The following is an 18,608-nucleotide window of genomic DNA, read 5'->3' as shown; positions in this document are numbered from 1 at the left end:
TACGCCCTACCTATTTGTTACGTACGATGCCTGAGCGGGGGCATAGCACCCGCAGCCGCGCCGTGGGTGTTATCCCGATGTGATTCTGCCTTTTGCAGTTACGAGCTGATGGCCGGCTCGTATTTCGAGACGAGCTTCCTTTTGAGGACTTTTCCGCTGGTTCCCAAGGGGAGACCGTCGGTGAACTCGACCCGCCGAGGGTACTTGTATGCGGCGAGCCGCTGTTTGCCCCATTCGATGATCTCGTCATCCGATCCAGCGGTGAGATCCTCCGGCCGGGCCGGAACGACAATCGCCCAGACCTCCTCACCGAGCTCAGGGTGCGGAACACCGATGACCGCCACCTGCGCCACGGCTGGATGCCCGAGAAGGATCTCCTCGATCTCACGCGGATAGACGTTGTAGCCGCCGCGAAGAATCAAGTCCTTCTTACGGCCCACGACCGAAAGGTAGCCGTCATCGTCCAGCCGGCCGAGATCGCCGGTGAGGAACCAGCCGTCGGCCAGAACCTCGGCGGTGATATCCGGGCGGCCGAGATATCCGGCCATGACGGTCGGACCGCTCACCACGATCTCGCCCACCTCACCGACCGGCAGGAGTTCGATCCTGTCGGCATTCGGCCGGGCTATACCGACAGTGATGCCGGTGATCGGAACACCGACCGTTCCGGGTCGAAAAGTCACGCCCGGATAGTGATATGCGACGCTGCAGGAGGTCTCGGTCATCCCGTAGCCCTCGTACACAGGGCATGCGAACGTGCTTCGGACCTCTTCGAGGGTCCTGGCCGGAAGCGCCGATCCCCCGCTGTATACGCGGTCGAGTCGAGGAATTTGCCCTCCCTGACCCACCGCGTCGAGCAGCTTGACGTACATGGTCGGCACTCCCATGAACACCGTGCATCGGTGTTCCGTCATGAGCGCGAGGGCCTCCCGCCCGGAGAACCTCGGCATCATGACGATGGATATACCGGCGCGGAAGCCGGTCAGCATGCCGCAGATCTGACCGAAGCCGTGCGACAGCGGCAGACACCCGAGCAACACGTCGTCACTCCGGAACATGTACGGAGTGGTGACCATCCTCTCGACGTTGTACAGAATGTTCCGGTGGGTGAGCATCACCCCTTTCGGCTCGCCCGTCGTACCGGACGTGTAGAACACGACCGCGACGTCGTCGAGTTCCCGCACCGCGGAATCGTCGATCGGCGCCGCGTCCCGTGCCGCGTTCTCCAGGTCGACAGTGCCCGCAGGGCCCGGGCCGACGGTGAGGAGCACCGTGCCGACCGGCTCCGCCGCCTCTCTCGCCTGGGCGAGCAAGGAGGCGTCGCACACCAGAAAACGGGCATCCGCATCGGTCAGTACGTGATCGATCTCCGATGCGGTCGACATGACATTCAGCGGGACCGCGACGGCGCCGGCCGCCAGCACGCCGAAGTACACGACGGGAAACAGCGGGGTGTCGACCAGGAGCATGGCGACCCGGTCTCCTGGCCGTACCCCGTTGGCTCGCAGCACGGCGGCGTAGCGACGTGCCTGTTCCCACAGCCACCCGTAGGTGAAGTGCTCGGAGTCGTGGATCACGGCCGAGTGGTCGGGGCGCTGCGCTGCCGTGTCGGCGAGCACGCCTGCAACGGACATGCTCATCCGGCGGTGCGGGCGCCGCGACCGCGGAGTTCGGAGGTGGACCAGTCCCGGGCGCTCGCGGTCGGGATGTTCAGGTCCTTCCAGATCCCATGAAGGGCGTCGGCGAAGGTCTCGACATCCTTCTGATCGTGCACGGCAGACGGAGCGATCCGCAGGATCTCCTCGCCCGCGGGCACGCTCGGGGCGTTGATGGACTGGACGTAGATCCCGTGCTGCTCGAACAGCAGCTGGGACGCCCGCTTGCACAGATCGTCATCACCGACGAAGGCCGCAACGATGTGGGAGTCCGTCGAGATGAACGGGATGTCGGCCGCGATCAGGAGGTTGTGCAGAAGCCGCGCGTTCTCCGAGAGAGACTTTCGCTCGACATCGGAGGACCGCAGGTACTGAACCGACGCCAGCGCAGCGGCCGCGACCGCCGGCGGGGGCGAGGTGGTGAAGACGAACGAGCGCGAATAGGTCCGCACCGCGTCCACGAGGGCCGCCGGGCCCGCAATGTAGCCGCCGACCGCCCCGTACCCCTTCGCCAAGGTACCCATCACGACCGTGAACCGGTCGGCGATACCCTCCCGCGCGGCGATGCCGGCGCCCTGCGGGCCGTACATGCCGACCGCGTGGACCTCGTCGATGAAGGTCGTGGCACCGTACTTGTCCGCGATGTCGGCTATCTCGGCGAGCGGCGCAACGTTGCCCGACATGGAATAGACCGATTCCACGACGATGAGCTTCGGACAGTCGGCGGGAGCGGCCGCGATCAGCTCTTCCAGGTGGGCGACGTCGTTGTGCCTGAAGATGTGCTTCTTCGCGCCGCTGTGCCGGAGACCGTCGATGATCGAGGCGTGGTTCTTCGCATCGGAGAATACGACGGTGTCCTTGGGCGTCCCCGCCAGCACGGTGAGGGATCCCTCGTTGGCCGTGTATCCCGATGTGAAGAGGAGAGCGGATTCCTTGCCGTGAAGATCCGCCAGCTCATTTTCGAGAAGGACGTGGTAATGGTTGGTTCCACCGATGTTCCGGGAACCTCCGGAGCCTACGCCATGGATGTCTATCGCGGCTTGCATGGCCGCGATGGCCTGGCGGTTCTGCCCCATTCCGAGATAGTCGTTGCTGCACCAGACGTTTACTTCCGAATCGACCCCGTCGCGCCGGGCGGCGGCCATGGGGTAGTCACCGGAACGACGGCCGATCTCCAGGAACTCACGCCTGCTCCCAGCAAGATCGTCAGCGGTTGTCCCACTCAGGTACGATGCCAGGTGAACGTTCATTCACTCGCCTTCTCGACGTAGCGGTTGGATTGACCTGCGAACCGAAAGGTTCACGCTAGGAATACTGCGACTTCAGGAGCACCTTGTCGGGCTTGCCGTTGCCGTTCATCGGCAGAGCGCTCAGCACGTGTATCTTCTCGGGCACGTGAATCGGAGAAAGCGTCTCAGCAATCCTCGCGCGGATATTGTCCACGTCGACCACCTCAGCCGGATCGCATTCGATTGCGGCGTGGATGTGATCGCTGCCGTCCGCGTCCTGCACGCCGTAGACGGCGGCGTGCCGGACACCCGGGTGGGAGAGGAATTCCGCCTCGAGAACTATGGGATGCACCTTGACGCCGCCGACCTTAATGACGTGGGCCACCCGACCCAAGAGAGTCAGATAGCCTCGCTCATCGAGACGACCGATATCTCCGGTGAAGTACCAGCCGTCGCGGAGAACTTGTGCAGTCAACTCCGGGTTGTCGTTGTAGCCGTCCATCAGCTGCGGCGAGCGGACACGGACCTCGCCGACCTCCCCCGCCGCCAACTGCGCGCCCGATTTGGAGTCGCAGACGACGATCTCCACCTCAGGGAAGGGCCGACCGACGGTGGCCGCGAGTTCTGGGTCGCCGTGCTCCTGGGGCGTCAGGATCGTGATCCGACCGCTCTCACTCGTGGCATATCCCTGCGCCAGAGCAGGGCCGAAGAGCTGAAAAGCCTGTGTAATTCTCGCGGGTGCCGCTGGGCTGCCGCCGTAGACGATCCGCTTCAGCGAAGACAGGCCCGCAGCTTCCACAGCGGCAGGGTCACGGATTCCTCGCTCGGCCAGATGGTCGATGAGTTGGAACACGTGATTCGTCGCCATGAACGTCCACGAGACCTCCTTCTCCGCGGAGACGGTGTCCACGAACTTCTCGACATCGAAGCTCTCGTGGAGGTAGAGCGCTCCGCCCAGGGCGAAGACTGCGTCCACCATTGCGGCAACGCCGTGACTGAGCGGGGTCGACACCAGGATCGACGCGCAGTCGTATTCACGACCGACGCCCATCCATGCAGACACGGTGGCTTCCCACGCGCGGCCCGACAACCGGATGCCCTTGGGCCGGCCCGTGCTGCCACTGGTGAAGCCGATGAAGGCCAGCGCCTCCGGATCCCATGACACGGCGTCCGAGGCATCGACGCCGCCGGCCTGGCCGACCTCACTGCGTTCCCCATCAGGAACTAGCGTTACGGGGACGCCACTTGCATCAGCAAGCTCGGTCGCGCGTTCCGAACTCTCGGCGTCGGCAAAGACGGTCACGGCTTCGGTTTCGCGCAGGATTTGGATCTGGTGATCCAACGGAAGGACCGTCGTCCTGGTACCAGGATTGATGGTTCGCAGATAACACACGGCGCCGCCGAGCAGGTGTGTCGCGTACCGCGCGGTGAGCATCTCAGGGCTGTTGGGTGCGGCAAGAATCGCTACTACATCGCCCTTACCCACTCCGCGGTTGCGCAGCGCAAGGAATGTTTCCGTCACGGACAGAATCAGGTCGCCGCCAGAGAAGGCCTTGCCACGCCAATGAACCACATCTCGATCCGGCGTGGCTGCGAGCAGCGAGAGAACCTCCGAGACATAACTTCGACTTGTGCTCCACCAGTACTCAGGCAGGCTCATGGGACCTTCCTTCAACCTTGCCGACTTTCACGACGTCATCCAATTGAGGGTTCAATCCTCACCATGCAATTGAAGTAAGCGGTAGATCGTTCGACTGGCTACAACGGAGTGTCGGAGGGCACCCCGATCGGGGTAGCCGTTCGGCGCGCGTACCCGACGGCCACCCAGGGCGTCGGCGTTCTCGATGCGGTGACCGTGGCCCGGGAGGGTGTGGAAGAACTCAAGTCCCGGGTGGCTGAGTCGGTTCGCCCAACTCGCATGGACCTCGATCCACCGCGTGACCTCTGATCACGGGTGTTCGGCCGGGTTCGGGTGGTCTTTCGGGTGCGGGCAGCACAGTGTGGGGGGTGGCCGTCCACACGGTGCCGCGCCACTCCCTTCCGCAGGCGTTCACAGCTGATGGTTGCCCGGCACTCGGCACCGGAAGGCCCAGCAGGCGTGTGCAACAGCTATGCGGCCGCTGGGGCGTGGTGCAGTCGATGGGACGGGTCGGGTCGGCCCTGGACAACGCCGCCGCGGAGTCGTTCCACTCGGTCCTGAGGGTCGATTACATCCACCGGCACACCTTCGCTACCCGCACCGAGGCCCGACTGAAGGCCACCACGTGGATCGCGGACTTCTACAACACGAAACGCCACCACAGCGCAGCCGGCTGGAAGCCGCCCGTCGAGTTCGAACGGATCATCCAGGAAGCGCGAGCCCCGGCCGATCAGGAAGGCCGGGCCACCGTTCATCGGCAAGCCGGCCCATCACATCAGCGGCGCACCGCCAAGCTCTTGGCAGTGCGCACAGGCACAGGTGCGGTGGTAGACCGGCTTGCCCATGACGGTGAAACGCATGACGGCGGCCGTGGCAAAGTCCAGATGTGCGGCCAGCCGAGCCCAGGCTGATGGCCACCGGAATTCCAGGTGGATGGCCATCTGACCAGTGGTGTTCCTGATCGCCTCCTTAACTGGAGGAGACCCCTCCGCCCGTTTTCTGATGTTTGCACGCATCAGCTACCGGCCGGAGAGGCTCTGTGACGGGTCGTTCCTGCCCGGGCGGGTGTTCACATCGCCGGCCGACTTCAATATCCAGCTCGCCGACTGGCTGACCAGGGCCAACCGGCGCATCCACCGCACCTTGCAGGCCCGCCCCGCGGACCGGCTGGAAGCCGACGGCTCACGCATGCTCGCCCTGCCGCCGATCGCCCCGTCCGGCTGGTGGAAGGCATCGCTGCGGCTGCCCCGGGACCACTACGTCCGTCTGGACACCTGTGACTACTCGGTGCATCCGCTGGCCGTCGGCCGCCGCGTCGAGGTCGCCGCCGACCTGGACCAGGTCCTGGTGACCTGCGACGGCGTCGAGGCCGCCCGTCATGTCCCTGACCTGGTGAGCCGACTCGTCTACATCTCCGCGTGGTCGTGCGTGCAGCGCGCGAACCCCATCGAGTACATGCAGGATCCCGAGTTCGGCGGTTCGGCGGCTCACCGCGCCGGCATCGGCTTGTCTGGCATGCCTGGATTTGGGCAGCACTTGGCGATCAGGGATCCGACCCCCGGACGAATTCCTGGCGGTGATGATGGCCGACGCACGCGGCCACGCCGGAACCTGGGGCACCACCTCGGCCGGTTTGAGCAGAAACCCGACGTGGCTGGTGGCCAGAGTGTGCACGTCGTACGGGCACCCTGCGCCAGACGAATCAGCGAGCGCACAAGGTTCTCGCACTCACAGGCAGATTCCGCGAGAGGGTTCGGGAACTGGCCCGTGAGTGCGGGAATTCGGAAGGGTGTAGCTCTTCTGCAGGGACGGGCTGATCTGGGAGAACGACCATGGCATGATGCGGCCCATGGCAGGAAGAGACCGCGAGGCCGGGCGTCGCGCCGGCGACGGGCTGATAGTACGCACCGGACGCAAAGATGATCTTCCTGAGCTGGTACGGATCTACAACCACTACGTCACCCACTCGATCATCACTTTCGATACCCAACCGGTCACGGTAGAGAGCCGCTTGCAGTGGTTCGAGAGATTCTCCGAAACGGGTCCGCACCAGCTGTTTGTGGCCACTACCGGTGATCGGGTACTCGGGTGCGCCTCAAGCAGTCCCTACCGGACGCATCCGGCCTTCGATCAAACGGTTGAACTGGGCGTCTACGTGGATCCCGATGCGCGGGCCGCTGGGATTGGTTCGGCGCTGTACCGCACCCTCATCGAAACGCTGCGCTCGCAGCCGGTCCATGTCGCGCTGGCTGGGATCGCACTTCCCAATGATGCTTCGGTGGCTCTGCACCGTAAGTTCGGCTTCACCGACGTGGGCATCTTCAACCAGTACGCCACGAAGAACGGCGGTTACATCAGCTCGGTCTGGATGCAACTGCGCCTGCCCCCTTCGGGCTGACCCTGGAGAGGTACTCCAGATCGTGCGGCGGTGCGGCTTTTGGCCTCAGGGCCGGTCGCACCAGGAGACCGCAGCGATCCGCCAGCCATCCGGGGTGAGTACGAACTGCATCGTCTTCGTCCCGCCGCCCTCGAAGGGCACGCCGTCGAGGATCCCGGATTTCCGGTACTCGCTGAACCGCGATGCGATGGCGCCGACGGTCTCGGTGCGCTCCGCAGTCTCCCACTCGTTGAAGTTCACCAGTCGGCCCTGGGCCAGCAGTTGTTGGCGTGGCTCGATGAATTCCTCCACGGTGTACACCGTGAACTCCGGCCCTGCCTTGATGAGGACGCCCCCAGGCACTATCAGTCGGCGGACCCGATCCACATCTGCGGCCTTGCCGCCCCTGTTGTCGAACGCACTGAAGAACTCGGCGGCGACGCCGTCGATCTTGGCCTTGGACATACTGGGACCGTAGCACCGGCACCGGTTCGCCCTTGCGTGATGTGTGCGGCTTTCCTGAGTGACGGTCGTATTCAGGCGGTCAGGTCGTATTCGGCCTGGTCGAGAGCGGGGTATAGGCGTTCGCGTTCTCTGCGGGTGTGGAAGGTCCAGTACTGCGGGAAGTCACCATTGCTGATGACGGCGCGGAGGGTAAGGACGGCTTCGGCTCCGCAGACGCTCCATCGGCTGCCAGTGATGTCGAGTCGGTCGGCGATCAGATGGCGGGCTGCTCCTTCGACGGTGCCGCTGGCGATCGGCCATCCGGCCTCGAGGGCCTTGTCGTAGTGGAGATAGGCGGCGTTGTTCTCCAGGTAGCGGCAGGCCCTGTCCGCCGCGGCCCGCTGATCTGGGGACAGGCCCGTGCGGTCGGCTTCGGCGTGGATGTCGCCGACGGCTCCGGGGGCGTCACCGGCCAGGATCCGGGCGGCCTTGGCCCCGACCCAGTCTTCGGCTGCGGGATCGGTGGCGGTGTGGAAACACCGCGCAGCCGCCCATAACTTCTCGAGCACATGCACGATGTCGAGGACGATATGGATCTCGACCTTGCGGCGGGCGGCCTCGGCCCGGATCAACTCGAGCTGGTGGGCGGCGCCGTCGACCAGGACCACCCAGGACCTGCGGGGCTGGGGGTCGCGGGCCTCTGCCTGGTCGAAGGCAGCGGCGATGACCTTGTCGGCGTCGTTTCTGACCGAGGCGGTGAGCCATTTCGCCCGGGCTTTGGGGCCCTTGCTGCAGGGTGCGCCGGCCGGTGCGGCCGCCGGGTGGAGCGATGATGTCGTGCGGGCGGCGCGGAGCCGGATCCGCGTCGTGGACGACGGCCAGCGTGGCCATTCGCTTGCGGCAGGTCTTCTCCCCGGCGGACAGTCGGGTGCGGAACGTGCGCGTCGCACGCTCCGCCGCCTTCCGCGTCGCCTCCCGCAGGTGCCCCGGGCGCATCACGATCCCCTTGCCGTCGACGCTGAGCACCAGCAGCGTCGTGCCGGCCGCCGGAGCCGAGGTGCGGGCGGCGTAGAAGGCGGCGATGTCCACCGCGGCCGTCCGCACGAGCTGTTCGGCCTGGCGTTTGCCGACCGCCCGCGTCCCGCAGCGGCGTTCGATCGCCTCCAATGTGCTGTCGTAGGAGCCGCGGGCGGCTTCCAGCACCACCAGCCGGCGCAGCCCCAGGCTGTGTCGCTCGCGTGGCAGTCCCAGCACCTGGTCGGCCGGATAGCAGTTGGGCAGGCCCGGGGCGCGCAGTGCGCACCGGGTGATGGTCACCGGCCCGACCACGGTTGCCAGTTGGCGCCGGTGGCCCTTTCCAGCCGGGTGCGACCCGCGGCGAGCGCGGCCCGGCCGTCCGTGTCCAGGGCCGACAGCTCGGCTTCCTCCTGGCGGGCGCGCAGGTCCAGGTGGCCTTGCAGGAGGAGGCGGGCCAGCTCCCTCGCTGCCTGTTCGGCGTTTTCCTCCACCCGCTCGTGGGACAGGAGCAGTGCTTCGGGACGGGAGAGGGAATCAATGAGCGAAGTGAGGAAAGAAGCGGCTCGGTCAAAGGGGTCAGCCGCCGCGGCGGCCGCATACGCTCCAGGCATCGGGCTCTCGCTTTTCGAGCGTGGAATCGGTTGGCACCTTCGACGCTAGGGACGAGAGCCCGACCCCACACCGGCGCGACCACGCACGGCGGAGGACCCAGCCCGCTCCGGCGCATCCCCGTCCGCTGCCAGGGCCTCGCACGGCGTGAACAGTCCCGGCCCCTCCTCCGCCAGCCAGCCCCGCTCGACCAGCCGCTTCAGCTTCGCCCGAAAACCTTCCACCTTACTTTTGTCCGTCGACAAGCCCAGCGCGGCACACAGGTGGTGCGCCCGCATCGGATGCACCGCGTCCTGGAGAACCTCGACAATGTCCCGGTACGAACCCGGCAGCACCTCCATCCTCAGCCCGGGCATCCACTGCGGCACCAGCCGCACCCCGACCGGCGAGCCCGCCGCGGACCGGTACTCCTCCAGCCCCGCCCCGCCGGCGTCCGCCTCCGCCCCGGCCACCGTGACCGTGTCCTCGCCGGACAGGATCTCGGTCATCGTCTCCCGCGTGATCTCCAGCCGGGACAACACCTCCTCCCGCTCAGCAAGACGCCTGCTCAACTCCTCGATCCTGTCCCGGAGTTCAGCGATCTCCTCCCGCGCGACGGCCTCCCGCCGATCGAGCTCCTCCAGCCACGACACCATCGCCGCCTCCAAGACCGCGTCCTGGTACACGACGATCCGCCGTCCGACCACGAACGGCAACGGCGCACGGCATCACCAGCTCACTGCAAAAGAGCCACACCCATTGACAATTACTCCTCCTCCCCACACCCCCACGGCGGCTCACGCAACGCCAATCATGCGTACAAGGATCCAGGCGCTGAAGGCCGGCAAGTCCCGGGCGCAAGGACTGAGGGAACCGGCTCCCAGGTGATCTGAAACCCGTCAGGTGGTAGTCAGCGGTATGGGCTCCAGCGGCCGAAGCGGGCCAGCGTCTTGCGTGTTTCGGCCTCGTTCATACCCAGGGCGGCAGCGACCTGTTCGACTGTCGCGTCCCGTCGGCCGTTGTGGGCCGCCCAGTACCCGACCTCAACCGCCGTCACCTCCAGCCGACGGGCGGCGCGCAGAGCCGCCAGCGGTGAGGTCCTCTCCAGCTTCTCGAGCTCTGCATGCAACTGTTCCAGCAGGGCACCCACCGTCTCCGGCAGAGGGATCGCGGAACGCTCCACGTCCTCCATGTGTGCGTCCCAATCCAGGGTGCACGTGTCTGCCGTCGCCTGGGCCGCCTCAGCCAGTTGCCCGTCTTCGATCTCATCCCAGTCGAGTTGCTGCTCCGGCCCGGTCCAGCCGCAGGAGCACACCGCGCGCAGTGCGGCCGCGCGCGGCCCGTGTCCCAGGCCAGCGCGGTCGTAGATGCTCCACTGCGACAGCTTGTGCCCGTCGCCTGAGCTCATCATGGGGATGAAGACCTCAGGCGGAACACTGCCGTCGGCCAGGAGCACGCCGACCGAGCCGGTGTGAGATGAGCCGAACTCTTCCGTCGTCCATGTCTCTCGCTCGCTCATGACGCCCCTCCAGCCGTTCGTCCCCTACTTGTACGCCCGGTGCGGGCGTACAAGGATGACGTTGCCGCACCTCAGCCGGGCATGGGACAGATTCGCGCAGAACGGCCTTGCGGTAAGGCCGCCGCCGAAGCCCGGCCGTTGTACCCAGCCACCGACGGCGCCTTGCAGCCGCTCGAGACAGAAGCGGATCGTCAGCCGCTACAACGGCCAGCCTGTGAGCTGGTGGCGGAATCCGTCATTGAGTCGGTCCGTCAGGATGTTTCCGTCAGGGGTCAGGATGTGCGGCTGGGGGGCTCCCATGTCGGCCAGCAGGTCCGATGCGAGAGCACAGGCCACGACAACTGCTTCTCGCTTGTCGGTAACGATGGCGGCGAGATCACCCGTGGCCTGCGCGGGAGCGGTGGGGAACGGTAGGGCCAGGGCACGTTGGAAGGCGCTCTCGGTCACGACCAGGCGCACGAGTTTGTCGCTGCCGTCGTAGCGGTGCAGTTCGGCTGACAGCATCAGGTCGCCGGCCGCTCCGGTTTCTGCCGCCCAGGCCGCGGCTGCTTGAACGAGGGTGACGAGGTCGAGTTCGAATGCGTGCTGGGACATCTGTTGGGGGCCGTCAGCGTCGCGCCGATCGTTGTGGAGGCTGAGGGTCTGTGCGGCGTAGAAGCTGCCGTCTTGATGGAGTTGGCCGGTGGGGAGGCCCTCGAAGCGGACTTGCCGGCGGCCGACCAGGGCGGGGTGCTGGGGCCGCGCGTTGAGCGTCACTCCGTGGCAGGCGAGGTCGTGGAAGCGTTTGAAGGCAGTGTCGCGATCGGCCTGGGTGGTCAACGGATAGGTGCCGCGTACGGCCGGAACTGCGGCAAGGCTGATCCAGGCCGGGTAGTAGGTCACCGGAGGGTTGCTGCCGTCCACGGTTCTGGTCAGATAGTCCTTCAGGTAGCGACGGCCTGCGTCGGCGACTTGTCGCAGGCGGTCGACGTCGTCGGAGGCTGCCTGGAAGCGGTCACGGTAGCGCTGGGCGATCTCGGATTCGGCAAGGGTGCGGGTCGTGGTGCCGTGCCGGACGTGCACGCGGAAGTTGTAGTCGTTGCCTGGAGCCGCGACGGCGTGCGGGGCCTGGGTGCTCGGCGGCACGGTGAGGACCCAGTAGATCTTGCCCTCGTGGAGAGTGGACTTCACCGATCGCACACCCACGTTGGGGACGACAGGCTGGATCCAGTTGGCGAGTACCGAGCGGATCCACTCCTCGCCGTAGCCTGGGACCGGCTCGTAGGGCGCCAGAGCGTGTGCGTGGTCCTTCTTGCCGTCGTCGACGCCGATGACGACCATGCCGCCGGCGGTGTTGGCCATGGCGGACACGTCCTTGGCGAACTCCTTCTTGCCCGCGTCGGTGCCCTTGTAGAAGTCCTTCTTCCAGTCGAGGTCGACGCTCTCGGGTATCTGGCCGTCGACCGCGCGCTGCAGATCGTCCTCGGTGAGGTGATCAGGGTGTCGTCCAAGGGCAGCGGTCAGCCGGGCCGGCAGAGCCATCGGTACTCCAGGGTGTTCGCACATGCTGCTGACGATCGTCAGCTAGATCACGCTAAACGGGGCCGCCGGGCCTTCACCACGCAATTCCGGAATGGGTGGCCCGGGCGTGCTGTGCAGCTCGGTCTTCGCTGCTGCGGGTGAGCGGCATCGTGACGGCTACCGCAGCGGGAGCGGCGCTCCGCGCCTCAGCCAGGTACCTCGCCCATGGTTGCTTGGTTCGCGTCGGTAGGTTTCGCGTCATGGTCTACAAGTTCGGTCCGAATGAGCAGTGTCTCCGCCGTTGCCGAGCGGTCATACCGGTGATTCTGCAAGCTGCGGAGAAGGTGACCGTCCAGGGGGTGCGGGTGCCGTCCGAGCGTCAGACCGTCGTCTACCCCCTCATGGGGTGGTGGCAGTTCACCAACCGGACCGCGCAGGCCCTCGTCTCCCTGTATGACCAGGGCTACACCATCGAGGCGGCGCCCCTGATGCGCAACCTCATGGGACACGCCTACGCGATGAACTGGCTGGCCGACAGCGGAGAGCCGGCCGTTGTCGCGCTCGCGGAGTACTGGCGTCAGCACAAGCGGAAACTCGCAAGGAACGTCAATGAGACCTGGAACTTGCCGGAACCGGTGACCCCGTCGGCCTCCGATCCCCCTGTCTTCGCCAACCACGAAAGCGAGCAGATCCACAAGAAACTCATGGGGGAGATCGAAAAGTTCGACAACATGGTCAAGGCGTACGGCACCGCCGACGTGTACCCGGTCTACCGCCACCAGTCCGCCTACTCACACACCACGGCCGCGACCGCCGACGCATTCCTGATCATGGACGAGGGCAAGCTGAAGTTCACCACAGAGCCCAAGGGCGGCGAGGCCGACATCATCATGGAGCGGCTGTGGGTCCCGGTGGCGCTGCTCCAGGCAGCAGCGGCGATCAGCCCACTGCTCGCGGGTAACCCCATGAAGTCCACCATCGACAAGGCCATGAGGGATCTTGGCCTGCCGCACACCCTCCTGAACCTTCAGCGCTCCCGGCCGTTGTGAGCCCGCGGACTTGAGCACGGGGTACGGACGCTAGGGCGATCGGCCTGTGGGCAGATTCCGCTGAGAACGGGCCTGATCCGGCGCCGCCCTGCCCGCCGTGCCGTGAGGTCTGCCCCTCCCACAGCGCACGCATCATCGCCTCGGCCGGGGCAGTCGATCCTGCCCCCAGCGTGGTGGTGAACTTGGGCGCCGCATCGCGGATCACGCGCAACATGGTGCCGAGCGTCGCCTTGCTGTTGTTCGGCTCCACGACGGCGTGTGCGGCGGACTCGACTGCCTTGATCGCCTCGCTGTACGCCCGTACCGGGTCTGGGTGCAGCCCGTACGCGGCCTGCCAGGAGAGCGACAGGTGCTCAGCAGCGGAACCTGCGTCCGGGGCGGTCGATGCGTCGGCGATCGTCTGGCTCACCGCGTCAGGGACAGTGGGGACGACGCGTTCTTCCAACCCAGTCCCTGCATCATCGACTCGGTAGGCCGATCCCGCAGCGTCCAGAATTCGGGCTAGACGTCCCTCAAAGTCTCCTCCGATTCCGATCCACTCGTCACCCTCGGGCTGCTCCCATCCGAGGATGACGTCCACGATGTCGAGCAGGTCCATGCTGTCTGCATCGACCAGCGCGTCATACGTTGTCGGAGAATCCGATGAGCCGCCGATGACGCCGTCGGCGTGACATCGCGCGGCCCACCGCAACCACACCGGACCGACAACCGCTCTCCCCTTGCACATCGCATCCGCTGCCGGTGAGGAGACCGCCGTGACCATCGAATTGGACCACCGCACGCCCCGAGCCTTCGTCGACCCCTACGCGGCCGATCCGGCCAACGCCGCCTGGCCCGCCCCGGTCACTCCCGGACGAGACGGCGATTACCTTCTGCCCCCGCCCAACCCCACCGAGCGCCTCAGCATCCTCATCGACCCGCGCGACCAGCGCCGTCTGGACCTGCACGCCGCACTGACCGCCGCCGGCATCCCACCGTGGCCCGAGGACCGCGACGCCATCGACCAGCTCAGCGCCCTGCCCGCCAGCATCAACGCCACCCTGCAGCGCTGGCTGCACCACACGACATGAGAAACGAGCGGTGGAAACATGTTGCGCGACGCGCTGGATGAGCATGACGGCGTCACTGTCGTTGATGACGTGCGGGCGTGAAATGACCCCTGCGGCCGCAGGCCACAGGGGTTCTTGGTGTTCACGGTGTCGGCTTCGTGTTCACGGTGTCGTGGAGAGAGCCGGTGTCTTGGCTGGGAGGGGTTGCTGGGAGACTGGCTGCCTGTGACTCACTCTGATCTTGCTCGCCGTATCCATGCTGCTTCCCATCTGTGCACCTCCCCCCGGAGTACGCGCAGCGCCTGTTCGACGCCCGCGACATGGGCGCGAGCGACCAGCAGATGCGTCAGATCATCGCCGAAGGGCTTAAGGACGTCTATTTCCAGGACGGCGGTATCCGCGCCATGGGGCTGTCGGACGTGGCCATCAACGACATTGACTACCTGGATCTCGACTACTGACTCGGAGCCTTTGCGGCGAGCATCCATGCCGCCATCACCGATATCGACCATTTCCACGTCTCGTTAGGAGCACACGAGAATGCCTGAGGGATTAACGGACCGGCAATGGAAAAGGATCCTGCTCCGGAGCCTTTTCCGACAGCAGCTGTGGCTGTACTACCCGGCGGTGCGCGAGGCCGACTACCAGGTCCTGCGCGTGTGCGACCGGACGGGCTGGGACGCGGCCGTGCTGTCCTGGCACATCTGCTCGCCGTGCCGCCGCGGCCACATCGCAAAAATCTCCATCGCGGAGCACTGGCAGCGCCAGGGCCTGGGCCGGCGCCTCGTGCTGCGTGCCATGCGGGGCGCTGAGGACTTCCACTGGACGACGACCGGCCAGTCACCCGACGCCCAGCAGTTCTTCCCGGTCCTCGCCCGTGAGACCGGCGCGGCCTTCACGCAGGGCGAGCCCGTCTGCGCCCACATGAAAGCCACCGACTACGGCCACCCGAAATCCCGGTTCGAGCGCCAGTGAACCCCCAGCGGCCAGGCCCCCTCGGGGCCCGGGCTTTCGTCGAGACGCAGTGCCCAGCCCCGACGGGCGCTACCGTGAATCCCAACAGCGAAGCAGGAGTCGCGCGATGAGTGAGCACACCGAACACGAGCAGGGGCAGCTGGCCCCGGGACGCGAGCCGCTGACACCCGAGGGTGCGCAGGCGCTGCGCGCGTACGCGGCCCGCAAGCGTGAGCAGGCCGACCAGGTCGCCGCCGTCCTGGAGGACCTCGCCGCCAACGGCCTGCCCGCCATCGAGGACTGCGTGCCCTGGGAGGAACTGCGCGAGGCCAAGCTCGCTCAGCTGCACACCCAGCGGGGCCACGTCGCCTGATGGCCAAGCACGCCCGCGGCCGCGCGCGGATCTTCTTCTCCGACGCCGCCGCCAAGCAGATCGAAGCCATCACCCAAGAGGCCGAGATCCACGCCCTGGACCGCGCGCTGACCGCGCTGTCCGTCGCCCCCGACCTCGGCAGCCCGATCCCCCTCTCCGACCCCGAGCTACGCGAGTACACCGACGACATCGACGACGTCCGCGTCATCTACTTCCTGACCGCGCTGCGCACCGTGATCATCGTCGCGTACGTGGAGGCTTGAACACCTGGCGCCTGGGGTGGCATCTACGAGCTCAGGCGCCCGGCTGGGCGCCTGAGCCTCCTACTCACCAGATATCGGACGGGAAGACTGTAGAGTGCCCAACGCTTTCCAAGCTTTCGGCTTCAAAATCTACCGCCATCAAGCCTTCATTTCACCGAAGGTCATTGAATCTGCCGCAGAAATGGTTGCAGGCACGTTAAGCGAGGTTCATCAGCTCACGGGATTCCGTCCCGGCGAGTATGTCATCGAACCAGCCCTGACACAGGCAGCGAGGGACACCCTGGCGGAGGGAGCCTCGCCCCCCTCGCTCGCTACGGTTGAGAAAGTTTCGAAGAGTCTCTGCGTCAAGGGCGCTACAGTAGCGGCCGGGCCAAAAATTCTACAGAGTGGCTCCTCCGTCAAATACTGTGTCACGTTTACGTCGATCAGCTCAGAAGGTGTCCCCTGGACCAGCGCGGTTGATCCGGATGAGCCCATGAGAGCACGCTTTCTCACTCTTACGCTCTCCAGCCTGCAGGGCCACAATGATCCTGCTACCCCGCGGGAGTGGTTGTGGTCTTTCTCGGTTTGGCCGCTTCATGGCCATAGTCCACTCCCGTACGTTGACGAAACAGAGGGAGAACTTGAACCGAGTTTCGTCAACCTCGTAGTGAGTGGAGCCCGTTGGGAGATCATCGAGAGCTGCTCACCTGACGGGATCGAGCGCCTCACCGCACTCCTCGAACTAATTCTCCGAGGTGAACTGACTCTTCCTCCACCCGCGAACGTCGGCTACGGGACCACTACGCCGACTGACTTTGTGAACGCCGTATCGTCCGCGATATCCGCTGTATCGGCAGCGGTAACTACGGCTATGGCGTACAAGGTGATGAGGGATAATTCTCGACAGAGACCATCGCCGCCTCCTGCAGAAGGCCAGACCAACACAGCACCTCAAAGATCATCAAGCCGTGAAGGCGAAGGCCCAGAAAACGCCAGCCCATCACCCACACAGCCAAGCGATGAAGAGCGGCCATAACCGCTTTGGTGTTCTCGTGTGCTCGATCTCCGTCTCGCCCTGCCCCTTGAACTCCCGGGAAGGAACAGTACGAAACCTTGCGGCTACTCCCAAGGCGGGTCTGAGACCTGCATGTTGGTCCTGCCATCTGCCGGATGCGGAGCGCGCAACGGCCGGACTCCTCAACTACGTCGCCGCCACCTGGGACAAGCAGGACCTCCCGCTGCGTCAGCACGCCCAGGCCGTCGCCCGCACCCTGGCCCGGTGGCGCCCGCCCGGTCCCCAGCCATGTGCCGCCTCCCGGCCAGATGGAGCAGGGCACTGACGTCACCTTGGTCGGCGGCACGTTGGCGGAGGTGGTGGGTCCATTTGGAGCCCGATCTCCCGGTATGCCGAACGCCAAGACGACGGCCGTCCTTCTTCGCTGCCGTGGACGGCACTGGCGCCAAGTTTCTGGGCCGACTGCGCGCCAACCGCCGCACCCCGGTCCTGACCTCTCTCCACGACGGCTCCTACCTGTCCGTCATCGGCACCATCCCGGTGCGTGTCGTGGAAGCGCAAATCACCGTGAACTGCGGCGATGACTCGTTCACCGGCTCCTACCGGCTCGTCACGACCCTGACCGACGCACGCCGCTACCCCGCTCCGACGCTCGTCACCCTCTACCACCAAGGATGGGAGCACGAGTCGGCGTACTACGCGCTGCGCCATACGCTCATGGACGGCCGGGTACTGCGCTCAGGCGACCCCACAGGAATCGAGCAGGAGATGTGGTCCCTGCTCGCCGTCTACCAAGCGTTAAGCCTTTGTCCCACAGGACGAGCATGTCGGGGCCCAGATGGTGCAGTAGCTGCCTTGCGTAGGCGGTCTCGCCGTCGCTGGTGGGGCCGAACACGGCGCCGATCAGGGCCCGGGTGCCGGTCTCCACCAGGGTCATCAGCTCCAGCATCGGGTAGCCGCCGCGGCTGCCGGGGCCGAACCACTCGACGTTCCGCTCACTGTCGGGGATCTTGATCGAGCTGCAGCCGTCGAAGGAAACCATCCGGAACGGCCCGAATCGCACTCCGGTAGTCGTCGGCCGGGCGAGCGGGCCGGCCAGGATCCCGAATAAGCGCCGCATGGGTTCGGAGCCGACGCGGCGACGCAGGTCGCGCAGGGCCTTCGCAGTCGGCTCTGCGACCTCGATCCCGCCGCCCGTCTGGGCCGCGGTCAGCTTGCGCCGTGGCCGGCCCCGCTTGCCCCGCACCGGCCCAAGGTGTCGATCAGGGGCAGGAGCTGGGTGACGTCGTTGCGGTGACCGCCGGTCAGAGACACCCGCAGCGGAGTACCGCGGGCATCGGTCAGGACGTGATGCTTCGAGCCCGGCCGTGCGCGGTCAACCGGGCTCGAGCCTACTTTTGGGCTGCTTCGCCCCCGCTTGGCCTGCACGTGTGACGCATCGATCGTGGCGCGGGAGAAGTCGAGGCGGTCCGCCGCCCGCAACCCGTCCAGCAGCACCCGCTGAAGTTCCTCCCACACCCCGGCCTCCTGCCACTCGGCAAGCCGCCGCCAGCACGTGGGACCCGAACCCCAACTCCTGCGGCAGGAACTCCCACTGGACACCGGTGTACAGGACGAACAACACGCCCTGGAGCGTCTTGCGGTCATCGATCCGCTTGCGGCCCGGATACCTGTAACGACGCTCATGCTGCGGCAACAGCGGCTCGATGACCGCCCACAACTCGTCACTGACCTCCCCCGGCTTCCGCCGCGCCATGGTCACACCCCACACAAGACGGGATCACATACATCTCCACCGTACAAAAGGATCATTCTGCAAGGAGCCCTGAGTACGCGACTACGAGCGGCTCGTCCAGCACTCGGAATGCATGATCACGTGGGCGGCGATCACCCTCATGACCCGCCGCCTCACCCGCAAGCCGGCACGGCAGCGGACACCGGCCGCGACGGCGGCC

General features: G+C 66.0%; 14 protein-coding genes and 5 pseudogenes. 10 read left to right on the top strand and 9 right to left on the bottom strand.

Features of this window, described 5'->3' with window-relative positions:
* Positions 1-98: 98 nt before the first annotated feature.
* The 3 genes from QFZ76_RS49910 to QFZ76_RS49900 are packed head-to-tail and all read right to left on the bottom strand — an operon-like array spanning position 99 to position 4,544.
* Entirely contained in the window at positions 99-1,619 is a 1,521-nt protein-coding gene (locus QFZ76_RS49910) for a long-chain fatty acid--CoA ligase (RefSeq protein WP_307679868.1), read from the bottom strand.
* A 17-nt stretch (positions 1,620-1,636) separates the two neighbouring features.
* Positions 1,637-2,905 (bottom strand): 5-aminolevulinate synthase, encoded by a 1,269-nt coding sequence (gene hemA / locus QFZ76_RS49905; RefSeq protein WP_307679867.1) that lies wholly within the window; start codon positions 2,903-2,905, stop codon positions 1,637-1,639.
* A gap of 55 nt (positions 2,906-2,960) precedes the next feature.
* On the bottom strand, positions 2,961-4,544 hold the full coding sequence (locus QFZ76_RS49900; protein ID WP_307679866.1) for a class I adenylate-forming enzyme family protein: 1,584 nt from the start codon (positions 4,542-4,544) through the stop codon (positions 2,961-2,963).
* Between the two features lie 347 nt (positions 4,545-4,891).
* Here QFZ76_RS49900 and QFZ76_RS49895 point away from each other — a divergent pair, with 347 nt between their 5' ends.
* From QFZ76_RS49895 to QFZ76_RS49885, 3 genes and pseudogenes are all read left to right on the top strand, one after another.
* The gene (locus tag QFZ76_RS49895; protein WP_307679865.1) at positions 4,892-5,434 is read left to right on the top strand and encodes an integrase core domain-containing protein; all 543 of its coding nucleotides are present in this window, start codon (positions 4,892-4,894) and stop codon (positions 5,432-5,434) included.
* A 136-nt stretch (positions 5,435-5,570) separates the two neighbouring features.
* A pseudogene (locus tag QFZ76_RS49890) lies at positions 5,571-5,903 on the top strand (IS21 family transposase); the annotation flags it as partial.
* A 469-nt stretch (positions 5,904-6,372) separates the two neighbouring features.
* Positions 6,373-6,921: a GNAT family N-acetyltransferase gene (locus QFZ76_RS49885; protein WP_307679864.1), complete on the top strand. Its 549-nt coding sequence runs from the start codon at positions 6,373-6,375 to the stop codon at positions 6,919-6,921.
* 45 nt (positions 6,922-6,966) lie between these two features.
* Here the strand turns inward: QFZ76_RS49885 and QFZ76_RS49880 are convergent, their stop codons facing one another.
* The 5 genes and pseudogenes from QFZ76_RS49880 to QFZ76_RS49850 form a co-directional block, all read right to left on the bottom strand.
* A complete protein-coding gene (locus tag QFZ76_RS49880) occupies positions 6,967-7,365 on the bottom strand; it encodes a DUF4440 domain-containing protein (protein WP_307679863.1) in 399 nt (132 codons plus the stop codon).
* A 71-nt stretch (positions 7,366-7,436) separates the two neighbouring features.
* A pseudogene (locus tag QFZ76_RS52140) lies at positions 7,437-8,972 on the bottom strand (ISKra4 family transposase).
* 45 nt (positions 8,973-9,017) lie between these two features.
* Entirely contained in the window at positions 9,018-9,665 is a 648-nt protein-coding gene (locus QFZ76_RS49860; protein ID WP_373464486.1) for a hypothetical protein, read from the bottom strand.
* A 194-nt stretch (positions 9,666-9,859) separates the two neighbouring features.
* A complete protein-coding gene (locus QFZ76_RS49855) occupies positions 9,860-10,468 on the bottom strand; it encodes a hypothetical protein (protein ID WP_307679859.1) in 609 nt (202 codons plus the stop codon).
* A gap of 198 nt (positions 10,469-10,666) precedes the next feature.
* Entirely contained in the window at positions 10,667-11,989 is a 1,323-nt protein-coding gene (locus QFZ76_RS49850) for a helix-turn-helix domain-containing protein (RefSeq protein ID WP_307679858.1), read from the bottom strand.
* 299 nt (positions 11,990-12,288) lie between these two features.
* Here QFZ76_RS49850 and QFZ76_RS49845 point away from each other — a divergent pair, with 299 nt between their 5' ends.
* The 6 genes and pseudogenes from QFZ76_RS49845 to QFZ76_RS49820 all read left to right on the top strand — a co-directional run bounded on the left by QFZ76_RS49845 (position 12,289) and on the right by QFZ76_RS49820 (position 15,656).
* Entirely contained in the window at positions 12,289-13,017 is a 729-nt protein-coding gene (locus QFZ76_RS49845; RefSeq protein ID WP_307679857.1) for a DUF5677 domain-containing protein, read from the top strand.
* Between the two features lie 755 nt (positions 13,018-13,772).
* Positions 13,773-14,087 carry a hypothetical protein gene (locus QFZ76_RS49840; RefSeq protein ID WP_307679856.1) on the top strand — a complete coding sequence of 105 codons (315 nt, stop codon included), beginning with the start codon at positions 13,773-13,775 and terminating at the stop codon, positions 14,085-14,087.
* Positions 14,088-14,335: 248 nt separating this feature from the next.
* Positions 14,336-14,527, top strand: a pseudogene (locus QFZ76_RS49835) (XRE family transcriptional regulator); the annotation flags it as partial.
* 79 nt (positions 14,528-14,606) lie between these two features.
* A complete protein-coding gene (locus QFZ76_RS49830) occupies positions 14,607-15,041 on the top strand; it encodes a GNAT family N-acetyltransferase (RefSeq protein ID WP_307679855.1) in 435 nt (144 codons plus the stop codon).
* 106 nt (positions 15,042-15,147) lie between these two features.
* On the top strand, positions 15,148-15,393 hold the full coding sequence (locus QFZ76_RS49825) for a hypothetical protein (protein WP_307679854.1): 246 nt from the start codon (positions 15,148-15,150) through the stop codon (positions 15,391-15,393).
* The gene (locus QFZ76_RS49820; RefSeq protein ID WP_307679853.1) at positions 15,393-15,656 is read left to right on the top strand and encodes a hypothetical protein; all 264 of its coding nucleotides are present in this window, start codon (positions 15,393-15,395) and stop codon (positions 15,654-15,656) included. The genes QFZ76_RS49825 and QFZ76_RS49820 overlap by 1 nt, the downstream gene beginning before the upstream one ends.
* Positions 15,657-17,866: 2,210 nt before the next feature.
* Here QFZ76_RS49820 and QFZ76_RS49815 read toward each other — a convergent pair.
* Positions 17,867-18,409 (bottom strand): annotated as a pseudogene (locus tag QFZ76_RS49815) (IS5 family transposase); the annotation flags it as partial.
* Between the two features lie 76 nt (positions 18,410-18,485).
* Here QFZ76_RS49815 and QFZ76_RS52135 point away from each other — a divergent pair.
* Positions 18,486-18,605: pseudogene (locus QFZ76_RS52135) on the top strand (IS5/IS1182 family transposase); the annotation flags it as partial.
* Positions 18,606-18,608 lie beyond the last annotated feature (3 nt).

Source organism: Streptomyces sp. V4I2 (assembly GCF_030817655.1).
In the GTDB taxonomy this organism is placed as follows: Bacteria; Actinomycetota; Actinomycetes; order Streptomycetales; family Streptomycetaceae; genus Streptomyces; species Streptomyces plumbiresistens.
Note: the sequence above shows the minus strand (reverse complement) of the source record. Positions and strands in the feature narration are given on the sequence as shown.

What these genes read in the sequence shown, in the direction of transcription:
- hemA (WP_307679867.1), bottom strand. Translation starts at nt 2,905, where the DNA reads ATGAACGTTCACCTGGCATCGTACCTGAGTGGGACAACCGCTGACGAT.
- QFZ76_RS49900 (WP_307679866.1), bottom strand. Translation starts at nt 4,544, where the DNA reads ATGAGCCTGCCTGAGTACTGGTGGAGCACAAGTCGAAGTTATGTCTCG.
- QFZ76_RS49885 (WP_307679864.1), top strand. Translation starts at nt 6,373, where the DNA reads ATGGCAGGAAGAGACCGCGAGGCCGGGCGTCGCGCCGGCGACGGGCTG.
- QFZ76_RS49880 (WP_307679863.1), bottom strand. Translation starts at nt 7,365, where the DNA reads ATGTCCAAGGCCAAGATCGACGGCGTCGCCGCCGAGTTCTTCAGTGCG.
- QFZ76_RS49855 (WP_307679859.1), bottom strand. Translation starts at nt 10,468, where the DNA reads ATGAGCGAGCGAGAGACATGGACGACGGAAGAGTTCGGCTCATCTCAC.
- QFZ76_RS49850 (WP_307679858.1), bottom strand. Translation starts at nt 11,989, where the DNA reads ATGGCTCTGCCGGCCCGGCTGACCGCTGCCCTTGGACGACACCCTGAT.
- QFZ76_RS49830 (WP_307679855.1), top strand. Translation starts at nt 14,607, where the DNA reads ATGCCTGAGGGATTAACGGACCGGCAATGGAAAAGGATCCTGCTCCGG.
- QFZ76_RS49825 (WP_307679854.1), top strand. Translation starts at nt 15,148, where the DNA reads ATGAGTGAGCACACCGAACACGAGCAGGGGCAGCTGGCCCCGGGACGC.
- QFZ76_RS49820 (WP_307679853.1), top strand. Translation starts at nt 15,393, where the DNA reads ATGGCCAAGCACGCCCGCGGCCGCGCGCGGATCTTCTTCTCCGACGCC.